The sequence below is a fragment of the Hymenobacter lutimineralis genome, from assembly GCF_008271285.1.
GTDB lineage: Bacteria > Bacteroidota > Bacteroidia > Cytophagales > Hymenobacteraceae > Hymenobacter > Hymenobacter lutimineralis.
Genome location: NZ_VTHL01000014.1, coordinates 25,192 through 48,506 on the forward strand (window position 1 = coordinate 25,192; position 23,315 = coordinate 48,506).

A 23,315-nucleotide genomic window follows, 5' to 3' on the forward strand; every position below is an offset into this window, starting at 1 on the left:
TAAGCCCTTACTCACCCGCCTCATGTCCCAACTGCGCTGCCCCAAATGCGAATCGATGGAAGCTACGAAAAGTGGCGTGGTAGGGGGACGGCAGCGCTATAAGTGCAAGAACTGCGGCTACCACTACTCGGTAGCCAAGGCGGGCAAGGAAACCAATCCGTACTACGTGATTAAAGCCCTGCAGCTGTTTATAGAAGGCGTGAGCTACCGCGAAATCGAGCGGTTGCTGGGCGTGAGCCACGTATCGGTCATGAATTGGGTGAAGAAGTACGGGGTGAAGGCTCCCCGCCAGACCGGTTACCACCCCACGTATAAAATACTTAATCAGAAAGAGTTGGCGGAGTTTTTTCAGAAGCCCGAAAACCTGAAAAGCGCTGGCCTGATGGTAACGGAGCTGGGCGATAAGTACATGATGATCCGGTGGGAGCGGTTCCGGCAGGCCTAAGCCTATAGCGGTTAGCAGAACTATAGCTGGGGTGTGGCTTCCAGCGGGGGATTTTTCTACTTGGCGGTACCAGTCCGGCACCCCAAGGCGGTGGCGGTTGGCCCCGCCGAACTTTCCCTCACCGCAATTCCCCCAACCATGCAAAACGTCCGTTATGCGCTGGCTTTGAGCACCCTGCTCACGGCTACCGCCGCCACGGCTCAGATTCAGCCCGTGCCGCCGGCCCAGCCGGCCCCGCCCCCCGCCGCGCCGGCTGTGCCACCCACTCCGGCTGCCCCCACCGAATCGGTACCGTACGGGGCGGGCATGAAGGTGAACATCTCGCCCGATGGCTCGAAGTACGTGCGCTTTATTACCTGGCATCAGGTGTGGTCGCGCTGGACGAAGAACAACACTGGTACGCTGCGCGCCCCCGGCAAGCCCCAGGATAGCCAGGTGGACTTCGCCCTGCGCCGCTCGCGTTTTATTGTGCTTTCGCAGCTGAACCCGCGCTTTCTGGTGTACACGCACCTGGGGATTAATAACCAGACAGCCGTGAGCGGGGGCACCGCGCCCACCACCGACGGCAAGAAGCCGCAGCTGTTTGTGCACGAAGCCGTGGTGGAATACAAGGTAAACCAATACCTGAACCTGGGCGCCGGCATGCACTACCAGAACGGCCTCTCGCGCATGACGCGCTCCAGCACCATCAACTACCTCACGCTGGATGCCCCGCTCACCAACTGGCCCACCATCGAAACCATCGACCAGTTTGCCCGCGGCATTGGCGTGTACGGCAAAGGCCGCATCGGCAAGCTGGACTACGCGCTGTCAGTAAATGAGTCGTTTCTGACCAACCAGACGGGGGCCTTCAGCACTCCTCTGGGCCTGGGTACCACCGCCACCACCGGCACCGCCCCCGACCAGGTGACCACCAGCACCGGCAACAACACGGCTCAGTACAATCCCCAGGGAACCAACCACATTTACCAGGGCTATTTCAGCTACGAGTTTCTGGAGCAGGAAGGCAACCTGCTGCCCTTCAACGTGGGCACCTACCTGGGCGCCCGGCGCGTATTCAACATTGGGGCCGGCTTCTTCTATAACAAAGACGGCATGGTGTCGCGCCCCACGGGCAGCGTAGTGAGCGTGCCCGGCACGGCTTTCACCCCGGCGCAGACTGCGGCTATTGGTACGGAAAAGCACGACATTGCCCTGTTCTCGGCGGACGTGTTTTTTGATACGCCCCTCAACAAGGAGACGGGCACGGCCTTCACGCTCTACGGCGTGTACTACAACTACAACATGGGCCCCAACCACGTGCGCTTTATCGGGGCGGCCAACCCCGGCTATGGGGCCGATGCCCGCCGCGGCAACGCCGTGCCACAGTCGGGCACGGGCAACGTGGGCTACGTGCAGGCCGGCTACCTGCTGCCCAAAAATCTGCTCGGCCCCAAGGTGCGCGTGCAGCCCTACGCTTCCCACCTGCTGGCTGGGTACGAGGGCCTGAAAACCAGCACCGGCGAGCAAAAGAACGTGAACATCTTCGATGCCGGCGCCAACTTCTACGTGGACGGGCACAACGCCAAGTTCACCCTCAACTACCGCCACCGCCCCGACTTCACGAACGTGAACGACGTGCAGTACCGGCCCGAAATCACCCTGCAGACGCAGGTTTCCCTGTAAGCCGCTCGGCCCAGCTGTCAACCGAACCTTTCACTCCAACCCGTAATTCCCATGAACCAGCACTTACCCCAGCGCGACGCGGCGGCCTACGCCGGTGCCGCGCCCGTGGGCAGCCCCGTCGCCGACGAGGCCGTGACCCATGACAACAACGCCGTTTCGTCCAGTAAAATCTGGCAGGTGATTACCGCCTCGTCGGTGGGCACCGTCATCGAGTGGTACGACTTCTACATCTTCGGGTCGCTGGCCGCCATTATCGGGCCGGTGCTGTTTGGGCACCAGGGCAAGCTGGAAGACTCCCTGCTGGGGGCGCTGGCCGTGTTTGGGGCGGGCTTTGTGGTGCGGCCATTCGGGGCCTTGTTTTTCGGCCGCATTGGCGACATGATCGGGCGCAAGTACACCTTCTTGGTCACGCTGCTGATTATGGGTGGGGCCACCTTCGTGACGGGTCTGATTCCCAGCTATGATTCCATTGGCATTGCCGCGCCCCTCATTGTGGTGGTGCTACGTTTGCTGCAGGGCCTGGCCCTGGGCGGCGAGTACGGCGGGGCCGCTACCTATGTGGCCGAGCACGCTCCCGATAAAAAGCGGGGCTACTTCACCAGCTTTATCCAGATTACGGCCACTGGCGGGCTGATCCTGAGCATTTCGGTGATTGTGATTACGCGCAAGATCATGGGCGAGGAGGCCTTCAAGGAGTGGGGCTGGCGCGTGCCCTTCCTGCTCTCGGGCCTGCTGGTTATTGCTTCTTACTACATCCGCCGCAAGCTGCACGAGTCGCCGCTGTTTGCCAAGGCCAAAGCCACTGGCACCACCAGCACCAATCCGCTGCGCGACTCCTTCGTGAACCCCGTAAACCGCCGCCTGGTGCTTATTGCCCTGTTCGGCGTGACCATGGGTCAGGGCGTCATTTTCTACACCAGCCAGTTTCAGGCCTATTCCTTCATGAATAATACCCTGAAGATGGACTTGGTAGACTCCAGCACCATTCTGGTAACGGCTATGCTGCTGGCTACGCCGCTGTTCGTGTACTTCGGCTCCCTGTCCGACCGCATCGGCCGCAAGCGCATCATCATGACGGGTATGATCTGCGGGGCGCTGTTCACCATTCCGCTGTTCTACGGCATCAAGGCCTTTGCCGGGCCGCTCACCGAAATTACCCCGGCCACCGTGGATGCCGCCGGCAAAGCCGTGCCCGCCGTGATGAAGGCCCTGACGCCCAACATCCCCGCCATGATTGCCCTGACGTTTATCCTCGTGCTGTTCGTGACGATGGTATACGGCCCGATTGCGGCTTATCTGGTAGAGCTGTTTCCCACCAAAGTGCGCTACACCAGCCTGTCGGTGCCTTACCACATTGGAAACGGCGTATTCGGGGGATTTGTGCCGCTGGTGGCCACCTGGATAGGCGTGTGGGCCACCACCCAGCCCGAGGGCACTTTCGCCAAGGACCACAGCAGCCTGATCGGGCTGGCCTACCCGGTGCTGGTGGCTTTCATCTGCTTCGTGATTGGCGTAATCTATATGCGCGATGTGCGCAACGTGCGCATCATGGACTAGCGGTGAAAAAGTGAATTTGTGAGAAAGTGAAGTCCGTCGTGTCGCTGGCCCGGCGGACTTCGCATGAATCGGATGCCGCGCTGCGGTTTGCCGAAACCCGATAGTACGGGATGATTGTGTAGTATAGCCTCCAAACCCGCGAGTCAGCAACGCTCAACCCCCCTACGTATGCCACCCATTTCTCCCCAGGAACAGCCGGAGCAGCGGCGCGGGCAGCGCCTGCTGTTTGTGGGGCTGCTGTTTGCGGTGCTGCTCAACTTTCCCTTCCTGGCGGTCTTCGACCACGATGGGCGGGTGGCGGGTATCCCGGTACTCTACCTCTACGTGCTGCTGGCCTGGAGTGCGCTGGTACTCGCTACAGCCTGGCTGGTAAGGGCGCCGAAGAATCAGTAATTCCTGATCAGTAAAACAGAATTCATCAGGGAATAGAAAAGGAATAATTTCTCTGGCCTGCCTGCTGCTCTTTGCTGAATTACTAATTGCTAATTACCCATTCCTAATTCTCACCACATGCCCACGCTGCTGGTTCTTGGCTTTTCCTTCGGTTACCTCGCCCTGCTGTTTGGGGTGGCGTACGCGGCGGAGCGCCGGTCGGCGGCCCGGCGCAGCCTGGTGAGCAACCCCTACGTGTACGCCCTGAGCATGGCCGTGTACTGCACCGCCTGGACGTACTACGGCTCGGTGGGGCGGGCCGCGCACTTCGGACTGGAGTTTGTGGGTATTTACCTGGGGCCCACGCTCATGGCCCCGGCCACCTGGCTGGTGCTGCGCAAAATCATCCGCATCTGCCGGCGCCAGCGCCTTACGTCCATTGCCGATTTTATTTCCGCCCGCTACGGGAAAAGTGCCTCCCTAGGCGCCCTGGTGACGGTGGTGTGTGTGCTGGGAGTAGTGCCCTACATTGCCCTGCAAATAAAGGCCATTGCGGCTTCTTTCGACATTCTGACGCGGCCTGCTGCCAGCCTGAGCCAGCCCCTGCACACGGCGTCGGCAGTGGGCTCGGCCCTGTACACCACCGTGGCGCTGGCGTTTTTTACCATCATCTTCGGGGTGCGGTCCATTGAGGCCACCGAGCGGCACGAGGGCATGGTGCTGGCCGTGGCCCTGGAAAGCCTGGTGAAGCTGGTGGCTTTTCTGGCTGCCGGCTTGTTCGTCACCTACGGCCTGTTTGGGGGCTTTGCCGATGTGTTCGAGCGGGCCGCGGCCCTGCCCGAGCTGCGCCGCCTGTTTACGCTGGAAGGGGCCGGCACCACGCCGGGACAGTGGTTTACCTTGCTGCTGCTGAGCATGGCCGCCATTCTGCTCTTACCGCGCCAGTTTCAGGTGTCGGTAGTAGAGAACGTAAACGAAAACCACCTGCGCAAAGCCATGTGGCTGTTTCCGCTCTACCTGATCATCATCAACCTATTTGTGCTGCCCCTGGCGTTTGGGGGCCGCCTGCTCGACGGCGACGGGCACTTCGACGCCGATACGTTTGTACTGGCCCTGCCCCTGCAGGCGGGGCACCCCTGGCTGGCGCTGCTCATTTACCTGGGCGGGCTGTCGGCGGCCAGCAGCATGATCATCGTGGAAACCATTGCCCTCAGCGTGATGATGAGCAACCACCTGCTCATGCCCCTGCTGGTGCGCGTGCCCGCGGCCCGCGCCGAGGGCGCCCGGTGGTTTGCTTATCTGGGGCAGGTAGCCCTGCACAGCCGCCGCCTGGCCGTGGTGCTGGTGCTACTGCTGGCCTACGGCTACTACGCCGTGGTGGGCCACCTGCTGCCGCTCGTCAACATTGGGCTGGTGTCGTTTGCGGCGGTGGCGCAGTTTGTGCCGGTGGTGCTGGGCGGGCTCTACTGGAAAGGCGGCACCCGCCAGGGCGCTACCGCCGGCATTCTGGCCGGGTTTATCATCTGGTTTTTTACCCTGGTGCTGCCCACGCTGGTGGGGCCCGGCATGCTGCCCGCCGACCTGCTCAGCCATGGCCTGCTGGGCCAAAGCTGGCTGCGGCCCTTTGCCTTGTTCGGGCTCGACGGCCTGGATTATCTCTCGCACGGCTTGTTCTGGAGCTGGTTTTTCAACCTGGGCCTGTACGTGGGCGTTTCCCTGGGGCGGCAGCCTTCGGCCCTGGAGCAGCGCCAGGCCGAGGTGTTCGTGGACGTGTTCCAGCACGGGGCCAGCTTCGAAGGCCCGGCTGGCTGGCACAGCGCCGCGCCCCTGCCCGACGTGCGGGAGCTGCTGGCCGGGTTCCTGGGTAAAAAGCGGGCTAACCAAGCCCTGAAGGCGTTTCAAGACCGGTTCCCCGGGGCGCATACCACGGATACCGTAGCCCCACCCCAGGCCGACCCGCGCCTGCTGGCTTACGCCGAGCAGCTGCTGGCCGGCTCCATCGGCCCGGCCTCGGCCCGGCTGCTGCTGCGTTCTTCGGTGGGGGTGGAAGACATCAGCTTCGACAACGTAGTGGGCATTCTCAAGGAAAGTCAGCAGCTGCTGGAAGCCAACCGCCAGCTGCAAAAGCAGCAGCGCCAGCTCCAGCGCCTTACCCAGGAGCTGCAGGCGGCCTACGACCAGCTGCAGGAGCTGGACCAGCACAAGGATGAGTTTCTGTACACCGTTACCCACGAGCTGCGTACCCCGCTTACCAGCATCCGGGCCCTGGCCGAAATCCTGACCGACAACCCCGACCTGGATGAGGAGGAGCGGCAACGGTTTCTGCTTACCATCACCCGGGAGTCGGAGCGGCTGGGGCGCCTGATTACGCTGGTGCTGGATTTGGAAAAGTACGAGTCGGGCAAGGCTACGCTGGAGTTGGCACCCGTTGCTATGGCCGATGTGGTTACCGACGCCCTGGACGCCGTGGGTCAGCTGCTGCGCGACAAGCACATTCAGCTGCGCGTGACCATCCCGCCCGATTTGCCCCCGCTGCCGGGCGACCAGGACCGGCTGATGCAGGTGCTGGTGAATCTGCTGAGCAACGCCGTGAAGTCCTGCCGGGCCGATGGCTCGGGTAGCATTGCGGTAGCCGTGGAGGCGGGGCCTGACTTGCTGCGCCTCTCGGTGCAGGACAACGGCAAGGGCATCGACCCGGAGTTCCACCAGCTTATCTTCGACAAGTTCTTCCAGGCCCGCCATCAAACTATGCGCAAGCCCGAAGGCTCGGGGCTGGGCCTGGCCATCACCAAAAAGATAGTGGAGCTGCACGCCGGCCGCATCTGGGTGGAAAGCCACCCCGGCCACGGCGCCTGCTTTTCGGTAGAGCTGCCCGTTTCAATGAAAAATGAGGAATGAACAATGAACAATGAAGCAGCTGCTCTCACCACCTTCGGCCTCCGCGCCTTAACTTCTCGCTTCTAATTCTTCATTCCTCGCTCCTCATTCTTCATTCTTCACTCCCCGAAGATGGTTCCGCATATTCTCATTGTCGACGACGAGCCCAACATCGTCATGTCCCTGGAATTTCTGATGCGCAAAGCCGGCTATACCATCAGCATTGCCCGCAACGGCACCGAAGCCCTGGAGGCTATTGACCGCACGGCTTTCGACGTGGTGCTGCTGGATATTATGATGCCCGACGTGGATGGCTACCAGGTGTGCCGCACCCTGCGCCAGCGCCCCGACCGCACCGCCACCCGCGTTATCTTCCTTTCGGCCAAAAGCAAGGAGGCCGACATTCAAAAAGGCTACGATGCCGGCGCCGACCTGTATCTGCCCAAGCCCTTCAGCACCCGCCAGCTGATGGACAAAGTGAAGGACCTGCTAAACCCCGGAGCCGGCACCAAGCCGCTGAACCAGTAGCTGGCCTTGCTCACCCATTTCACTAACTCCTCACATTTCTTCTTTCCCATGCCCGACACCTCGCCCAAACACCCGCGCATCCGCAGCATCGAAGGCTACCACGAAGCCTACTACCTCAGCATTCATCACCCCGAAGAGTTCTGGGCCTCGGTGGCGGCGCCCTTTACCTGGCGCCGTAAGTGGGATAAGGTGTTCACCTCCGATATGCCAGCCGGCCGCAACGAGTGGTTTGCTGGGGCCCGCCTCAACATCACCGAAAACTGCCTGGACCGCCACCTGGCCACCCGCGGCAATAAGCTGGCCCTGATCTGGGAGCCCAACGACCCCAAGGAGCGTCACCTGCGCCTCACGTACCGGGAACTGCACCAGCGCGTGTGCCAGTTTGCCAACGTGCTGCACAACAACGGCGTGGAGAAGGGCGACCGGGTGTGCCTTTACATGCCCATGATTCCGGAACTGGCCGTTGCCGTACTGGCCTGCGCCCGTATTGGGGCAGTACACTCCGTCATCTTTGCCGGCTTCTCCGCCACGGCCATTGCCGACCGCGTGAATGATGCCCGGGCTTCGGTAGTCATTACGGCCGATGGCCTGAACCGCGGCACCAAGCAGATTCCGGTGAAGCGGGTGGTAGACGAAGCCCTGGAGCTATGCCCCTCCGTGCGCCGCGTGCTGGTAGTGGAGCACCTGGGCTGGCCCGTGCAGATGGAGGAGGGCCGCGACGTATGGTACCATGAGGAGGCCGAAGGTGTGGCCAAAACCTGCCCGGCCGAGGAAATGAGCGCCGAGGACCCGCTGTTTATCCTTTACACCTCGGGCAGCACCGGCAAGCCCAAGGGCGTGGTGCACAGCACTGCCGGCTACATGGTGTGGACGGACTACACCTTCCGCAACGTGTTCCAGATCGAGGAAAACGACATTTACTGGTGCACCGCCGATGTGGGCTGGGTGACGGGGCATTCGTACCTGCTCTACGGGCCGCTGCTGGCCGGCAGCACTTCCCTTATGTTCGAGGGTATTCCCACTTACCCCGACGCCGGCCGCTTCTGGGAAGTTATCGATAAGCACTCCGTCAGCATTTTTTACACGGCGCCCACAGCCATCCGCAGCCTGATGGCCGCCCCGCTTGACAACGTTCTGAGCTACTCCCTGGATTCGCTGCGGGTGCTGGGCTCGGTAGGGGAGCCCATCAACGAAGAAGCCTGGTACTGGTACTACCAGCACGTGGGCAAGGAGCGTTGCCCCATCGTGGATACCTGGTGGCAGACGGAAACCGGCGGCATTATGATTTCGGCCCTGGCCGGCATTACGCCCAGCAAGCCCACGCACGCCGGGTGGCCCATGCCAGGCGTATTGCCCGTGCTACTCACCCAGGAAGGCCAGGAAATTGAGGGCAACGACAAAGAGGGCTACCTCGCCATCAAGCAAAGCTGGCCAGCCATCATCCGTACCACCTACGGCGACCATGAGCGCGCCGTGCAAACCTATTTTACCCCGTACCAGGGCTATTACTTTACCGGCGACGGCGCCCGGCGCGACGAGAACGGGCTGTACCGCATCATTGGGCGCGTGGATGACGTCATCAACGTGAGCGGGCACCGCTTCGGCACGGCGGAAATCGAGAATGCCATCAACCAGAACGCCAACGTGGTGGAAAGTGCCGTGGTAGGCTTTCCGCACGATGTAAAAGGTCAGGGCATTTACGCCTACGTCATCTGCCGCCCCGGCGCCTGCGACACCACCACGGACAAGTCGCACGTGGAGGCCAGCATCATCGAAACCATTGTGGCCGAAATCGGGAAGATTGCCAAGCCCGACAAAATTCAGATTGTAACGGGGCTGCCCAAAACCCGGTCGGGCAAAATCATGCGCCGCATTCTGCGTAAGGTGGCGGAGGGCGACACCAGCAACCTGGGCGACACGTCCACGCTGCTGGACCCTGCCGTGGTCGACGAAATCATCGGGGGAAGAAAGTAACCACCTGCCCAGCAAAAAGCCCGAGCGGAGGAATCCGTTCGGGCTTTTTCGGTTGTAGCGCCAAGGCTTGGCTAGCCACAGGTTACAGAGCGTTGTAGCCCCGCTGGTAGCCTTTGCGCTTAGCGGGCTTCTTGTCGCCGGAGCTTAGCAGCACCACCGTGCCCGCCGCCAGGGCAGCCACGGTAGCCAGCTTCAGAATCAGGCTGGTGCGGTTGTGCTTCCACTCGACGGGGTAACCTTTCTCGGCGTAGATGTTGGGCACGGTGCCGTGGATCAGGTCGTCGATAATGCCTTCCACTACGTTTACGCGGTCGGCCAGCACCAGGGGCAGCCAGTGCCGGTAGCGGTTTTCGCTGTAGTGAAAGGCCACCCGGCGAATCATGCCGCTAAGGCCGCTTGGCGGTACGGTAGTCCCATACACGGCCGATACGTTGGGCCGCTCAATGGAGCGTAGCTTCTCGGTATCATCGTGCTGCAGGGTGGGGCGGTGCTTGCTGTCAGGATCCTGGCCTACATTCATGCGGGTCCGCATGGGGTAGGTAGGGTCGTTTTTGGGGTCGGCATCCACACCCCAGCCCGGAATCTGCTTGGGGTCGATGGGGGTATTGATTACGTTGGTTTCCATGGGGTCAGTCGGCGTTTCGGGTTGGCAGATTAGGGTATCAGCACCGGTTTGATGCAGTTGTCCAGCTTAGCGGAGAACATGCGGTAGCCGTCGGCCACCTCAGCCAGCGGAATGCGGTGGGTAATCAGCCCTTTGGGGTTGAGCGTCCCGTTCTGCACGTGCTGAATCAGGCGGGGCAGCAGCCGCTTTACCGAGGTTTGGTTGGCCCGGATGGTGAGGCCCTTGTTGAGCACGTTGCCAATGGGAATGAGGTTGTCGGTAGGGCCGTAAACGCCCACAATCGACACCACGCCCCCTTTTTTCACCGAGTTGATGGCCCAGTGGACGGCCGTGGCCGAGCCGGCCTGCAGCAGGAGCTTGCGCCCGGTAATAGTTTGCATGGCGTTGCCGGCAGCTTCAGCGCCCACGGCGTCAATTACGCAGTCGGCCCCAATCCAGTCAGTAATCTTCTTGATGAACACCACCGGGTCGCCAATTTCCTCGAAGTTGTACGCCTCGCAGTAGGAATAATTGCGCGCAAACTCCAGGCGGTATTCTTCCTTGTCGATGATGATGACCCGACCGGCCCCAAACAGCCAGGCGCAACGGGCCGCCATAATGCCCACCGGGCCGGCGCCAAACACCACCACCGTGTCGCCGGTCTGAATGCCGGCCATTTCCGCGGCCTGGTAGCCCGTGGGCACCACGTCGGTGAGCAGCACGGCATCGTCCAGGTCCATGCCCTCCGGAATGATGGTGGGCCCTACGTTGGAGTAAGGAACGCGGGCGTATTCCGCCTGGCCGCCGTCGTAGCCGCCGGCCGTATGCGAGTAGCCAAAAATGGCGCCTACGGCCGTAGCTTCGGTGTTGGACTCGTGGCAGTTGCCGAACATGCCCTGCCGACAAAAGTGACACTCGCCGCAGGCAATGTTGAAGGGCACAAGAACCCGGTCACCAACTTTCACTTTGGTGACTTCCGAGCCTACTTCTACTACTTCTCCCACAAACTCGTGGCCGAAGGTGGTACCTACCCGGGTATCGGGCACGTTGCCGTTGTAGAGGTGCAGGTCGGAGCCGCAGATGCAGGTACGCAGCACCTTAACGATGGAATCCTGGGGATGCTTGATTTCCGGCATGGGTTTCTGCACGGCGCGGACCCGCTTCGGGCCTCGGTAATCCATAGCTAACATATTTCTCCGGATTTAGGGTTTGGTTGGTGGGAGGGAAGGCCGGCTACCGGCAGTTTCGGGAGGAAATCTGCGCCGCGGCTGGCCCCAGATTAGTACTACCCTCCCAGCAGAAGGTTGCTACTGTTCAGCTTAGCAGGAAACGGATTAAGTGCGTTTCGAAGCCATAGTAAGTAGGAAGCTCTTTAAATAGTGTGTTGACTACTAGTTATATACTTGATAAGGCTTGCTGGGTCAACAGCAGGTGCTGCGCCCGGCAAGCAAAAAAATGCCCCGCGCTGGAGGAGGCGCGGGGCGGGTACTACCTGGAATGGGGTGGGCCTTGCTACAGATTGTAGAGCAGCTCCCGGGCATTGTAGTCGGGCACGCCGCGCGTGTAAGGCGGATAAAACTGCCCGTGGCGGGAATACAGGCCGTACACGTAAAAGGACTTGCCGTTGTAGAACTCGTCGTAGCCGGGCTCGAGGCGCATAGCCCAGCGCACGTGCTGGCCAGCCTCCGACAGGGCCGCTAAATCCTCGAAAGAATAAGGCCGGCGCTGTTTATCCACGGCCAGCCAGGGAATGTTGGAGTCAACAATCATCCACCCTTTCGCCGTCAGCACTTCCAGCGTTGCGTGGCTTGGGGAGCCCGGCCGAAACAGCTCCTTCCAGAGAGGAGTGGAAGGAACATCGGCATAAACGGAGACATGGCGGGTTTTAAAGCCCAGGCTCATGTAGATCTTTTCCAACACGCGGCTGCGCGAGTAGCAAAGGCCTTTTTGGCTGAGATATAAATCTTTGGGTTCCCGGGATTGGGCCACCGGAATGCTTTCGGCCAGCTCGGTGCGGGCCATTACCGCGTGCTGGACGCTTTGCAGCAGGCTGAGCTGCTCGGCGTACGACAGGCGCGCCGCTTTGGGCTCGGGTGAGGTGCGCAGGAATTTCTCAATGTAGGTGATGTCCTCGTGCGTGAGCGACTTATCCACGTTGTAGTAGTGAAAAGTGCCCACGGCTAGCACCACGGCCGCTACCAGCCCGGGCCAGTAGCGTTTCAGGCCTTTTTTCTTTACCCCCGAGGGCAGCGCACTTGGCTTAACCAGAAGAGATGTCATGAGAAACAGTACTTAAGTCAAGTGTAGAGAAGCTGGGCAAAGATATAGTTCTATTGCCGAATAAGCCGGCCAGGGTAAGAAAGGCGTAAATGCCTTAGCAAGGCTATTAGAAATGAACGTAGATAACTTTGAATATAATGAGATGAATATTTTATTTAATATTGAAATAAGCCAGCTGCCAGGCTGCGAATGAATAGTGGTGACATGCCAACAAACCCCTTAGGGCATTGTTTGCCGGGGAAAGTCAAGTACCCGTATTTTACACCGGCCCCACTCGAATCAGCATGGGGCTGGTGTATATGTAGAAAAAGTGCAAAAACAGGTTTTGGTGATTCTGACGCCGCGCACTCCTGCCCATGGCCTTCGGCCCGAGGCGCGACATCTTCTGGGTACAAGCAAATGGGCCAGGGAACGGGCTGGGATGGGATACCGAAGTAACTTCTACTCCCGATAGGCCTGGCAGGAGGTTACCCCTGCGCCGCCGGCAGCACCTTGCCCGTTACTTCGCCAAAGCCAATGCGCAGCCCGTCTTTTTCGCAGTAGCCGCGCATGGTTACCCGGTCGCCGTCCAGCAGGAACTTGCGCTCCGAGCCGTCAGCCAGGGGCACGGGGCGGGTACCGCGCCACCCCAGCTCCAGCATCGAGCCCAGGGAGTCGGGCGTGGGGCCCGAGATGGTGCCGGAGGCGTACAGGTCGCCCACTTCCAGGTTGCAGCCATTGGAAGCCTGGTGCGTGAGCTGCTGGGCCATGCTCCAGTACATCAGCCCGAAATTGGTGCGCGAAACGGTAGTCTCCGGTCCGTTTTCGGGCTGAATGGCGACTTCCAGGCGCACGTCGAAGTTGTGCTTGTCTAGCTGGCGTAGGTAGAGCAGGGGCTCCGGCTCCTGCACGGGGCCCGCCACCCGGAAGGGCTCCAGGGCGTCTAATGTGACCACCCACGGCGACACGCTGCTGCCGAAGCTTTTCCCCAGGAACGGCCCCAGCGGCACGTATTCCCAGCTCTGAATGTCGCGGGCGCTCCAGTCGTTGAATAGCACCAGCCCAAAGATGTGGTCTTCGGCGTACTGCACCGGCACCGTGTCGCCGAGCTGGGTGCTTTTGCCGACGATGAAGCCTACTTCCAGCTCAAAGTCCAGCTGCTGCGAGGGGCCGAACGTGGGCGCGGCGGCATCCGGAGCCTTGCGCTGCCCATTAGGCCGCCGGATATCCGTGCCCGACACCACAATGGACGACGCCCGCCCGTGGTAGCCGATGGGAATGTGGCGCCAGTTGGGCAGCAGGGCGTTGGCCGGGTCGCGGAACATGATGCCCACGTTGGTGGCGTGCTCGATGCTGCTGTAGAAATCGGTATAGTTACGGGGTTTCACGGGGCGCAACATGCGCACTTCCTGCTGGCGCAACAGGCACTCCCGCATCACCTCATCCGAGCGCAGAGCGGTATTGTCGTGGCGCAGCAGCTCCGAAACGCGCTGGCGCACGGCCCGCCAGGCCGGCCGGCCCAGGGCAATAAACTGGTTGAGGGAACGGCGGCGAAACACCTTGGGCATTTTGGCCCCCAGCTCCAGGTCATCAAAAAAGCCGAACTGGGCTACGGCGTACAAATCCAGCACGTACTCGCCAATAGCTACCCCCAGCCGCGGGCCGCGCTCCTCGGTTTCGAACACGCCAAAGGGTAGGTTCTGAATGGGAAAGTCGCTGCCGGGCGCAATATCAATCCAGGAGTGCAGGGCGGGGTCGTTGGGGTTAGCCATTCGGGAAGGGTGGTTGGTAGTAGCAAGGGCAAAGGTAGTGGCGGCGGCGGAATGCAGCCGGGAGGTGGAATCCTATGAAGGCGCTATCTTACGGCCGTAGCTCCCGCCACGTATTGCTGCAGGCGTTACGGGAGGATTTGTTTCGGTTAGAGGATACCCGTTGGAGCTATTGCCGAAACCGGGAAGGGATTTGGTTTTGGGGATATAAATGTTAATGATAATAATATGATAACACATCCTACACATAACATATCAGCCGAAAAAGCGACTGACTTGCTAAAAGACGGACTAAATTTAATTGACTTTTATATTGACGGAGAAATTAAAATAGAAACAAATGATACTTGGGAGAAAGAAGTTGTATTTGAGAATTGTATTATAGAATATTTTTCGGGTAGTGTCACTCATTTCGACAAGCCTGTGAGACTTGTAAACTGCCATTTCAAAAAATGCCAATTCGTTTTTACATACTTTTTAGGCGGTCTGATAGTTGATAATTGCACATTTGACAATTATTTGGACTTTCAAGCTGGCGGACATAATAAGATAGGCAACCCTCTTATTATTACGAATAACGAATTCAAAGGCTTTGTAAACTTCTTTGATTGTTGGTATGAAAACGAAGTGATAATTAGCAACAATAAATTTCACAATGGGACAAACTTGTTTGGTAATCCATTTAACATCCCTGTGACGTTTGATAAAAAACCAATTGTCAAAGATAATTTTGGGCAACTTGACTTAGATAATGAGGGGGGAGTGAGTAACGAAATGACATAAACATTAACCGAGACAATAACTACTGCCGCTAACAGGCGTTGGCCAAAAAGCGGTTTCAGCGCTTAAATGAAGTTTTGTGATGGCAGATACTTAAATGCTTCGAATTCTGCTTCTTCGCCAAGCTGCAAACGGTTAACCAAACAAGTATAATGCCCCGTCCCAACCGGAAAACCGGCAGGAGCGGGGCGTTGCTGTATAGATTTAAGCGAACCTGCCGAACTGGGGCGGCTGGCTGATACAGGGAGCGGTTAGAAGCACTTAAACACAACGCGTCGCCTTAGGCCTCGGGCGGGGTGGGTAGCCACTGGAGCAGCTGATCGAAGCTTTCCGGGCGCGGAGCCGTGTAGATGGGGTGGTGAAAAGCGTGCAGCTTTTCCAGCAAGGCCAGCAGTTGCCGACGCTCTACGGGCGTAAGGTCGCCGGCAATGAGCTGGGAGGCCTGCTCCATGCGCCCAAATACCTGCCAGAGCACGCTCCGGCCCGCTTCGGTGAGCGTGAGCAGCTTGCGGCGGCGGTCGGTGGCGTGGGGCTGCTCCTGCACCAGGCCGCGGGCCAGCAGGCGCTTAATCACCTCGGTGCCCGAGGCTTTTTCATGCACGTTGAGGGCCACCATCTCGGTTTTCGTCAGGGGCTGGTGGCCGAGCACCGTGGCCAGGTAAGAAAAATCGTCGGCCGTGAGCAGGGGAGTGCCCGCCAGCCCCAGCCGGATGTAGGAGCGGGCGTAGCGGTTCAGGAAAATGAGCAAGCGGCCAATCTCGGCCTCTACCGACATGGCCGGTGCGCCCGTGACTGTAGCCCGAGGCGTAGGCGCCACGGGCGGCGTTCCGGCCGTTTGGGCCTGCAGCCAGGCACTGAAGTCGGCCAGCGTAGCGCGTTCCGGGGTAGCCGGTCTGGCTTGCTCGTACGCCGCTACCTGGTCCAGCAGCTCTTTAAGAAATGAATAATCCATCACACGCAAGCAACAAGGTAGTAAGGCAAAAAGTGTGAAGAAATCGGAAGTAGTATGAAAACATATCTGGCTGAGCGAAGTTAGGAGGATATCAAACAAATAAAGTCGGGTGTCATGCTAATTCGCTACTGTCTGTTTTTTCTTTTGTTGGCGGTGAGTACGGCCGGTTTCGGTCAGGCCACCGGCGTGCTGGGCGGCACCGTGCGCGACCGAAGCACCCAGCAGCTCCTGCCCGGGGTAACCTTGGTGCTGGAGGGTACCTCCCTGGGTACGGCCACCGACGCGGAGGGGCGTTTCCGGCTGACGGATATCCCCACGGGCAGCTACAACGTGCGGGCGCCTTTCCTGGGTTACGAGCCGCTGCTGCGCGCAAACGTGGTCATCAGCTCCGGTAACGCCAACATCCTGAGCCTGGAGCTGACGCCCGCGGCCCAGCAGCTGGGCGAAGTGCAGGTAACGGCCAACCGCTCCGTGCGGGTGGCTACCGCCGAAACGCCCCTGAGCGTGCAGCGCCTGAGCGTGGAGGAAATCAAGAGCAACCCGGGCGGCAACTTCGACATTTCGAAGGTGGTGCAAACTCTGCCCGGCGTGGGCGGCGGGGGCGCGGGTGGCACCGCCGGCTTCCGCAACGACATCATCATCCGGGGTGGGGCGCCCAACGAAAACGTGTATTACCTCGACGGCATTGAAGTGCCCGTTATCAACCACTTCCAGACCCAGGGCTCCTCGGGCGGCCCCACAGGCCTACTCAACGTGTCGTTTATTGAGGAGGTAACGCTGAGCACCTCCGCCTTCGAGGCGCGCTACGACAATGCCTTGTCCTCGGTGCTGCAGTTTCGGCAGCGGGAGGGCAACCCCGAGCGGGTGCAGGGCAACGTGCGCCTGAGCGGCACCGAAGTGGCCGGCACGCTGGAAGGGCCCCTGGCCAAAAACACCACCTTCCTGGCCTCGGTGCGCCGCTCCTACCTGCAGTTGCTGTTCCAGGCCCTCGACCTGCCCATCCGGCCTAACTACTGGGATGCCCAGTTCAAGGTAAGCACCCGCCTCTCGCCCAAAACCACCCTCACGGCCCTGGGCGTAGGGGCCATCGACCATTTCGAACTGGCCGTGCCCAAAAAGGCGTCCCCCGAAAGTGAGTACACCCTGCGCAACACGCCCACCATCGACCAGTGGAACTATACCCTGGGCGTATCCCTGCGCCAGCTGCTGGACCGGGGCTACCTCAACGTGGCCTTAAGCCGCACCCAGCTCGACAACCAGTTGGACCGGTTTGAGGGCGGTACGGCCTTTGCCGGCGACGAAAGCCGGCGGGTGCTGCTCACGCGCTCCGGCGAAACCGAAACCAAGCTGCGCGCCGACGTGAACAAATCGGTGGGCAAGTGGCAGTACGCCTACGGGGCCGTGGGCCAGCTGATTCACTACGACTCCCGTTACTTCAACCGCCTGCGCCGGGCCGTGCTGGCTCCCGATGGCACCGAGCAACAGCCCGCCGTGGACGTGCGGTTTCAAACGGACCTCGACTTTGCCCGCTTCGGGGTGTTTGCCCAGCTCACGCGGCCCTTCCTGCCCGGCGACCGGCTCACCCTCTCGGCCGGGGTGCGCGCCGATGGCAACACCTTCACCGAGCAGGGCGCCAACCTGCTGCGCACGTTCTCGCCGCGCCTTTCGGCCTCCTACGCCCTGGCTCCGCGCTGGAACCTGAACGCCTCGGTGGGCCGCTACTACAAAATCCCGCCCTCCACGCTGCTGGGCTTCCGCGACGCCGCCGGCAGCCAGGTCAACCAATCGAACCGCTATATCGGCAGCACGCACTATGTAGCCGGGGCCGAGTGGCTGCCGGGCCCGGCTACCCGCTTCACGCTGGAAGGCTTCTGGAAGCAGTACGACCATTACCCCGTCAGCGTGCGGGACGGCATCAGCCTGGCCAACCTGGGCGGCGACTTTGCCGCCCTGGGCAACGAGGCCGTGACGAGCACCGGCCGGGGCCGGGCCTTTGGGGGGGAGTTCTTTTTCCAGCAGAAACTCACCAACAACCTGTTTGCCGTGGCTTCCTACACGCTGTTCCGCAGCGAGTTCAGCGGGGGCGATGGCCGCTACCGTCCCTCGGCCTGGGACACCCGCCACCTGGCCTCGGTGCTGCTGGGGCGCAAGTTTAAGCGGGGCTGGGAAATGGGTTTGAAATACCGCTTTGCCGGCGGAGCGCCCTATACGCCCTTCGATGCGGCGGCCTCCCAGCAGAACTACCTCACCCTGGGCCAGGGCGTGCTCGATTATTCGCAGCTGAATACCCAGCGCCTGAAGAGCTTTCAGCAGTTTGATTTCCGCCTCGACAAGAAAATCAACTGGCGCCGCGTCACGCTCGACCTTTTCCTGGACGTGCAGAATGCCTTTGTGCTGCCCACGCCCGCCGCCGAGAGCTACACCTTCCAGCGCACCGCCGATAACTCCGGGTTCGTGACCACCGACGGCCAGCCCGTGCGCGAAGACGGCGCCAACGCCGTGCCCACGCTGCTCAACAACAGCGACGCGACCGTACTGCCTACCATCGGGTTTATCGTAGAGTTTTAACCCCTTCCGCTTCCGCAGCCGCCGGAGGCTGCCTTCCCGGCGGGACTAGTTTTCAAACCGACGGCTACGGGCTTTGCACAGAAGAATCCCCGAGTGAGATGGACCATGCGCTCCAAATCACTCGGGGATTTTTCACTTAGGGCCCGAAAAATCAGGCCTCCATGTCCAGCACAATCCGGCCGTTAATCCGGCCCGCGCTCAGGTCGGCCAGCACCTGGTTGATGTTCTCCAGCCGTTCGGTCTGAAAGTGCACCTGCACTTTGCCGGCCGCGGCAAACGCCAGACTTTCGACCAAATCCTGGCGGGTGCCCACAATGGAGCCCCGCACGGTTTTGCGGGCCAGCACCACGTCAAAAATATTCAGGTCGAAGCCGCCCGGGGGCAGGCCCACCAGGGCCAGGGTGCCGCGCCGCCGCAGCATGCCCACGCCCTGGGCAAAGGCCGCCTGCGACACGGCCGTCACCAGCACGCCGTGGGCCCCGCCCAGCTGCTGCTGCACAACCTCCACCGGGTCGTGGGTGGCGGCGTTGACCACCAGGTCGGCGCCTACGCTCTGGGCCAGGCGCAGCTTGTCTTCCTGCACATCCACGGCGGCTACCAGCATGCCCATGGCTTTGGCGTATTGCACCGCCAGATGGCCCAGGCCCCCGATACCGGAAATAACCACCCACTGCCCGGGCTTTACCTCGGTTTCCTTCAGGCCTTTGTACACCGTCACGCCCGCGCACAGAATGGGGGCCGCCTGCTGAAACGACAGGGAATCGGGAAGCAGGCCCACGTAGGCGGGGTCGGCCAGTACGTACTCCGCGTAGCTGCCCTGCACCGAGTAGCCCGTGTTCTGCTGGCTGGGGCACAGCGTTTCCCAACCCGAGTAGCAGTGCTCACAGTGCCCGCAGGCCGTGTACAGCCACGGGATGCCCACCCGGTCGCCCTCTTTTACCTGGGTGACGCCTTCCCCCACGGCCACCACGGTGCCCACGCCTTCGTGCCCCGGAATCAGGGGGAGGGTGGCTTTCACGGGCCAGTCGCCGTTGAGGGCGTGCAAATCGGTATGGCAGACCCCGCAGGCTGCTACTTTTACCAAAATGCGGCCAGCCGTGACCTGAGGCACCGGCACTTGTTCGATTTGCAGGGGCTGGCCGTAGGCGCGGGCCACGGCGGCTTTCATGGTGAGAGGCAACATATGCGTGGGTTTTGGGGGAAAGGTGACGTCAGCAGGGGATAGGCGGGTGGAGCTATTCGGTGGCGGGCAGCACCAGCACCGGCAGGGCACTGTGCAGCAGCACGTGGGCCGTGACGCTGTGATGAAACAGCTGGCCCAAAAAGCTGCGGGGCCGGGCTACCACCATCACCAGGTCGAAATCCTCGGGCCGGGCCGCCTGCAGAATGCCCTCACCGGGGTGGTGGTGCACCACCGTGCGGGTGCGCACCGCCTTGGGCAGCTCCACGGCCAGGCCCGTTTGCACCGCCGAATCCCAGATGGCCGGGTCGGGCGCGGCTTCTGCGGCCGCTACGGGGGCTACGTGCACGATGGTCAGCTCCGCGTGCAGGGCTGCCAGCAGGTGGCGGATAGCCCCGGCGTGGGCTCCCAAGGAAAACGACTCCCCATCCACGGCCAGCAGCACCCGCCGCGGGGGCGTGGTTGTAACCAGGGTATGGGGCACCACCAGCATGGGGTAGGGGGCCGTGCGCAGAATATCGAGCGAAGTAGTCTGAATCAGCTCGTCGGGCAGGTCGGAATAATCGGGGCGGCCCAGGACCACCAGCGTAGGGTGGTGACGGCTCACGGCGTCGGCCAGGGCGTAGGCCACCTGGCCGTGGCCTACCTCGGCCACCACGGGCACGGCCAGGTTACCGGCTACGCTATTCAGGGCCAGGGCAATGGCTTCCTGGCTTAGGTTGGAAAGCTGTCCGGTGAACATTTCCGGGTCCAGCACCGAGTCGCGGCGCACGTGCAGGAGCACCAACCGGGCCCCGATTTCGCCCGCCAGGTTGCTAGTGTAGTCCAGGGCACGGTCGGCTGCCTGAAAGAAGTCGGTGAGGATGAGCAAGGAAGCAACCATGGCAGGGATAAGGTGAAGGTCTGCCACAAAGGACCATGCTTACCCCTTGCCGGAGCATGCCGAAGGTCAGCTTTGCGCATGACTTTTATCATGTAGTCCGCTCACCCAGCCCGTTAGCCGAACGTCAGATAAAATTGTTTTTAAATCCTATTTTATTAACAGTCAAAGGGATGTCTTGAATACTAGTCTTTGTTTGGGTCCATCTTCGGCCGCGAGCAGCCGGAGCCGGATGGGCTCTGAGGCAGACGGCTGGCGAAAAGTCCTGCTATTTTCGGGGGCTGCCGGGTCGTGGCCTGCTTTTGTCCTGCCCACCCGTCGAAGCCCTTACCTTTAGCGCCATGCAGGTTTCCATCTACAGCGTCCGGGGCTACGAGCTACCCTTTCTGAGCCAAGCCCTGGACGAAGACCACTCCGTCCGCTGGCTTACGGAGGCCCTGGGCCCGGCCACGGTGGAGCTGGCCCGGGGCACGGAGGCCGTGGTCCTGTTTACCAATGATACGGCCGATGCTGCCGTGCTCGAACAGCTGGCCGCCCTGGGTGTGCGCTACGTGGCCGTGCGGGCCGCTGGGCACGACCAGGTAGATGTGGAGGCGGCCCGCCGCCTGGGCTTGCGCGTGAGCTACGTACCGGAGTACTCCCCCCATGCCATTGCCGAGCACGCCGTGGCTCTTATGCTGGCCCTGAACCGCCAGCTCCGCCGGGCAGATGCCCAGGCCCGCCAAGCCGACTTTCGTCTCGACTCGCTGGTAGGGTTTGATTTGCACGGCAAAACGGTGGGGCTGGTGGGCTGCGGCCGCATTGGCGGGGTGCTGGCCCGCATCCTGCACGGCTTCGGCTGCCACCTGCTGGCCCACGACCTGGCCCCCGACCCCGAGCTGACCCGGCGCTACCACCTGCGGTACGTGTCATTACCCGAACTGTGCGCGGCCGCCGATATCATTAGCCTGCACGCGCCCCTGACGCCGGCCACGCACTACCTATTTTCCGCCTCGCAACTGGCCCTGCTCAAGCCGGGTGCCATGCTCATCAACACGGGCCGGGGTGGCCTGCTTGACACCCGCGCCGCCCTGACGGCGCTGCAGTCCGGGCACCTGGGCTACCTGGGGCTGGATGTGTATGAGCACGAAAAAGGGCTGTTCTTCGCCGACCATTCCCGGGACGCGCCCGACCCGCTGCTGGCGGCGCTGCTCAACCACCCTAACGTGCTCATCACCGGGCACCAGGGGTTTCTCACGCGCGAGGCCCTCACCAACATTGCCACCACCACGGCCGCCAGCCTGGCGGCCTGGGCCCGTAACGAGCCCGCCGCGCACGAGCTGTAGTTGCCGCGTAGCACCCTAGTCATTTCACCGGTTTAATTTCCATCTGGCCGTGCTTGTTTCCGTTGTTTTGCGGTATTGCTGGTGTTTTTTGCCGCTCCTGAATTTGCCGCGTTGTGTGCCGGCCTCTTCTGGCGCCGGGGCGCCGGCCCGGCCCGGAGTAACCCGCCCGCTTTCCCCGGAGCCAGCCGTGTCGTCCCTCATCCAAGCCCTGCTCGACACCACCCGCAGCGGCACCGCGGGTGCCCGCGACCAAGGACTGAAGCTGCAGGCCGGCTCCCTGGTGCGCACGTTCTACGGCTCCACGTATCAGCCAGCCTGGACGGTGCCGGCCGATAGCACTACCCCAGGGGCACGGGCAGCCTTAACGGTGCTGGCCGGGGCCGCCGCGCATGGCCTGCCCCCGGAGGGGTACCACACGCCACTGCTGCGGGGCCTGCGTGACTCGCTTTTCCGCCGGGTGGTGCCGGAGCGGCGGCCCTGGCAGCAAGCCCGGCTGGAAGTATATCTGACTGATGCCGTGCTGCGCTTTATGCGGGACGTCAGCCGCGGGCGCCTGCGCCCCTACACCCTTTCGGCGGCGGAAACCGCTGCGGGCCAGTCCCGCCAGCCGGCCCTGGAGCTGCGGGCCGCCCTGCAGGCGGCTAGTCCGACCGGGGCAGTACCCGCGGCTATGCTGGCCGGCCAGCCGGCCCACCGCGAATACCGGCAGCTACAGCAGGCGCTGGCCCGGTGGCTGGCCCGCCCTGTCGCGCCCGATTCGGTGAACGGGCACCGCCGGCAGTACGAGCAGGCAGCCCTCAACCTGGAGCGGTGGCGTTGGGATGCCTTGCCGGCCGACTCAGCCTACATCTTCATCAATATTCCGGCCTATGAGCTTCAGCTCGTCGCCCAGGACTCGGTACAGCGCCGGCATCGGGTGATAGTAGGCAAGCCCGAAACGCCCACGCCCACGCTCAGCAGCCGCATCAGCCACTTTACCCTGGCCCCCGACTGGTACGTGCCCCGCTCCATTGCCACCAGGGAAATGCTGCCCCACCTGTGGGCCGACCCGGGCTACCTGGCCCGCAACGGTCTTACCCTCTACGATGCCCGGGGCCGTCCGCTGGATGCCACCCGCATCAACTGGCATCAGGTCACGGCGCGCAACTTTTCCTACGTAATCCGCCAGTCGGCTGGGTGTGACAATGCGCTGGGCAACATTGTATTCCGGTTTGCCAATCCCTACGCGGTGTATCTGCACGATACGCCCCAGCGCCAGCTGTTCAACCGCTCCACCCGGGCCCTGAGCCACGGCTGCATCCGGGTGGAGCAGCCCCTGGTGCTGGCGGCCTACCTGCTGCGCCGCGAACACCGCCAGGTGGAGCTGCCGACCGAAGCCGAGTGCGCCCGCCAGCCGCGGCCGCACGACGTGCGCCTGCTCCGGCCCCTGCCCCTGCACGTGCGCTATGCCACCTGCGTGGCCGAAAACGGCCGCCTGCGCTTTCTGCCCGACATCTACCGCCGGGACGAAGCGCTGCGCCGGGCTCTGTTTCCCGCCGGGGGCTAGGGGTTCGGGCGCGGGCTGCTCAAGGCAAGGGTGA

Annotated in this window: 18 protein-coding genes; 11 read left to right on the forward strand and 7 right to left on the reverse strand. The window is 61.8% G+C overall.

Features of this window, described 5'->3' with window-relative positions; translation table 11 throughout:
• Positions 1–22: 22 nt before the first annotated feature.
• From FY528_RS13440 to acs, 7 genes are all read left to right on the forward strand, one after another.
• Positions 23–445: an IS1/IS1595 family N-terminal zinc-binding domain-containing protein gene (locus tag FY528_RS13440; protein ID WP_149071542.1), complete on the forward strand. Its 423-nt coding sequence runs from the start codon at positions 23–25 to the stop codon at positions 443–445.
• A gap of 138 nt (positions 446–583) precedes the next feature.
• Complete coding sequence (locus FY528_RS13445) at positions 584–2,110, forward strand: hypothetical protein (RefSeq protein WP_262383997.1); 1,527 nt, start codon at positions 584–586, stop codon at positions 2,108–2,110.
• Positions 2,111–2,161: 51 nt separating this feature from the next.
• Positions 2,162–3,667, forward strand: a complete 1,506-nt coding sequence (locus FY528_RS13450) for an MFS transporter (protein WP_149071543.1) — start codon at positions 2,162–2,164, stop codon at positions 3,665–3,667.
• A gap of 168 nt (positions 3,668–3,835) precedes the next feature.
• Positions 3,836–4,060: a hypothetical protein gene (locus tag FY528_RS13455; RefSeq protein ID WP_149071544.1), complete on the forward strand. Its 225-nt coding sequence runs from the start codon at positions 3,836–3,838 to the stop codon at positions 4,058–4,060.
• Between the two features lie 117 nt (positions 4,061–4,177).
• Positions 4,178–6,937: a sensor histidine kinase gene (locus tag FY528_RS13460; RefSeq protein ID WP_149071545.1), complete on the forward strand. Its 2,760-nt coding sequence runs from the start codon at positions 4,178–4,180 to the stop codon at positions 6,935–6,937.
• Positions 6,938–7,048: 111 nt separating this feature from the next.
• Positions 7,049–7,444, forward strand: a complete 396-nt coding sequence (locus FY528_RS13465) for a response regulator transcription factor (RefSeq protein WP_149071546.1) — start codon at positions 7,049–7,051, stop codon at positions 7,442–7,444.
• A 48-nt stretch (positions 7,445–7,492) separates the two neighbouring features.
• Positions 7,493–9,418, forward strand: a complete 1,926-nt coding sequence (gene acs, locus FY528_RS13470) for an acetate--CoA ligase (RefSeq protein ID WP_149071547.1) — start codon at positions 7,493–7,495, stop codon at positions 9,416–9,418.
• A gap of 82 nt (positions 9,419–9,500) precedes the next feature.
• On the opposite strand, the gene FY528_RS13475 is transcribed toward acs, so the two are convergent.
• The 4 genes from FY528_RS13475 to fahA all read right to left on the reverse strand — a co-directional run bounded on the left by FY528_RS13475 (position 9,501) and on the right by fahA (position 14,053).
• The gene (locus tag FY528_RS13475) at positions 9,501–10,043 is read right to left on the reverse strand and encodes a hypothetical protein (protein ID WP_149071548.1); all 543 of its coding nucleotides are present in this window, start codon (positions 10,041–10,043) and stop codon (positions 9,501–9,503) included.
• 29 nt (positions 10,044–10,072) lie between these two features.
• On the reverse strand, positions 10,073–11,212 hold the full coding sequence (locus FY528_RS13480) for a zinc-dependent alcohol dehydrogenase (RefSeq protein ID WP_149071549.1): 1,140 nt from the start codon (positions 11,210–11,212) through the stop codon (positions 10,073–10,075).
• A 322-nt stretch (positions 11,213–11,534) separates the two neighbouring features.
• Positions 11,535–12,302, reverse strand: a complete 768-nt coding sequence (locus tag FY528_RS13485; RefSeq protein ID WP_149071550.1) for a transglutaminase-like domain-containing protein — start codon at positions 12,300–12,302, stop codon at positions 11,535–11,537.
• Between the two features lie 467 nt (positions 12,303–12,769).
• On the reverse strand, positions 12,770–14,053 hold the full coding sequence (fahA, locus tag FY528_RS13490; RefSeq protein WP_149071551.1) for a fumarylacetoacetase: 1,284 nt from the start codon (positions 14,051–14,053) through the stop codon (positions 12,770–12,772).
• 225 nt (positions 14,054–14,278) lie between these two features.
• Between fahA and FY528_RS13495 the strand changes: the two genes are divergently transcribed.
• Positions 14,279–14,833 (forward strand): hypothetical protein, encoded by a 555-nt coding sequence (locus tag FY528_RS13495; protein WP_149071552.1) that lies wholly within the window; start codon positions 14,279–14,281, stop codon positions 14,831–14,833.
• A 277-nt stretch (positions 14,834–15,110) separates the two neighbouring features.
• Here the strand turns inward: FY528_RS13495 and FY528_RS13500 are convergent, their stop codons facing one another.
• On the reverse strand, positions 15,111–15,782 hold the full coding sequence (locus FY528_RS13500; protein WP_149071553.1) for a MarR family winged helix-turn-helix transcriptional regulator: 672 nt from the start codon (positions 15,780–15,782) through the stop codon (positions 15,111–15,113).
• A gap of 114 nt (positions 15,783–15,896) precedes the next feature.
• Between FY528_RS13500 and FY528_RS13505 the strand changes: the two genes are divergently transcribed.
• On the forward strand, positions 15,897–18,350 hold the full coding sequence (locus FY528_RS13505; RefSeq protein WP_149071554.1) for a TonB-dependent receptor: 2,454 nt from the start codon (positions 15,897–15,899) through the stop codon (positions 18,348–18,350).
• Positions 18,351–18,501: 151 nt separating this feature from the next.
• Here the strand turns inward: FY528_RS13505 and adhP are convergent, their stop codons facing one another.
• The gene (adhP, locus tag FY528_RS13510) at positions 18,502–19,533 is read right to left on the reverse strand and encodes an alcohol dehydrogenase AdhP (RefSeq protein ID WP_197748852.1); all 1,032 of its coding nucleotides are present in this window, start codon (positions 19,531–19,533) and stop codon (positions 18,502–18,504) included.
• A gap of 52 nt (positions 19,534–19,585) precedes the next feature.
• A complete protein-coding gene (locus tag FY528_RS13515) occupies positions 19,586–20,413 on the reverse strand; it encodes a universal stress protein (RefSeq protein ID WP_149071555.1) in 828 nt (275 codons plus the stop codon).
• A gap of 338 nt (positions 20,414–20,751) precedes the next feature.
• Between FY528_RS13515 and FY528_RS13520 the strand changes: the two genes are divergently transcribed.
• Together FY528_RS13520 and FY528_RS13525 are read left to right on the forward strand one after the other, a co-directional pair.
• Entirely contained in the window at positions 20,752–21,735 is a 984-nt protein-coding gene (locus tag FY528_RS13520) for a 2-hydroxyacid dehydrogenase (protein ID WP_149071556.1), read from the forward strand.
• Positions 21,736–21,850: 115 nt separating this feature from the next.
• Positions 21,851–23,281: a L,D-transpeptidase family protein gene (locus FY528_RS13525; protein WP_149071557.1), complete on the forward strand. Its 1,431-nt coding sequence runs from the start codon at positions 21,851–21,853 to the stop codon at positions 23,279–23,281.
• Positions 23,282–23,315 lie beyond the last annotated feature (34 nt).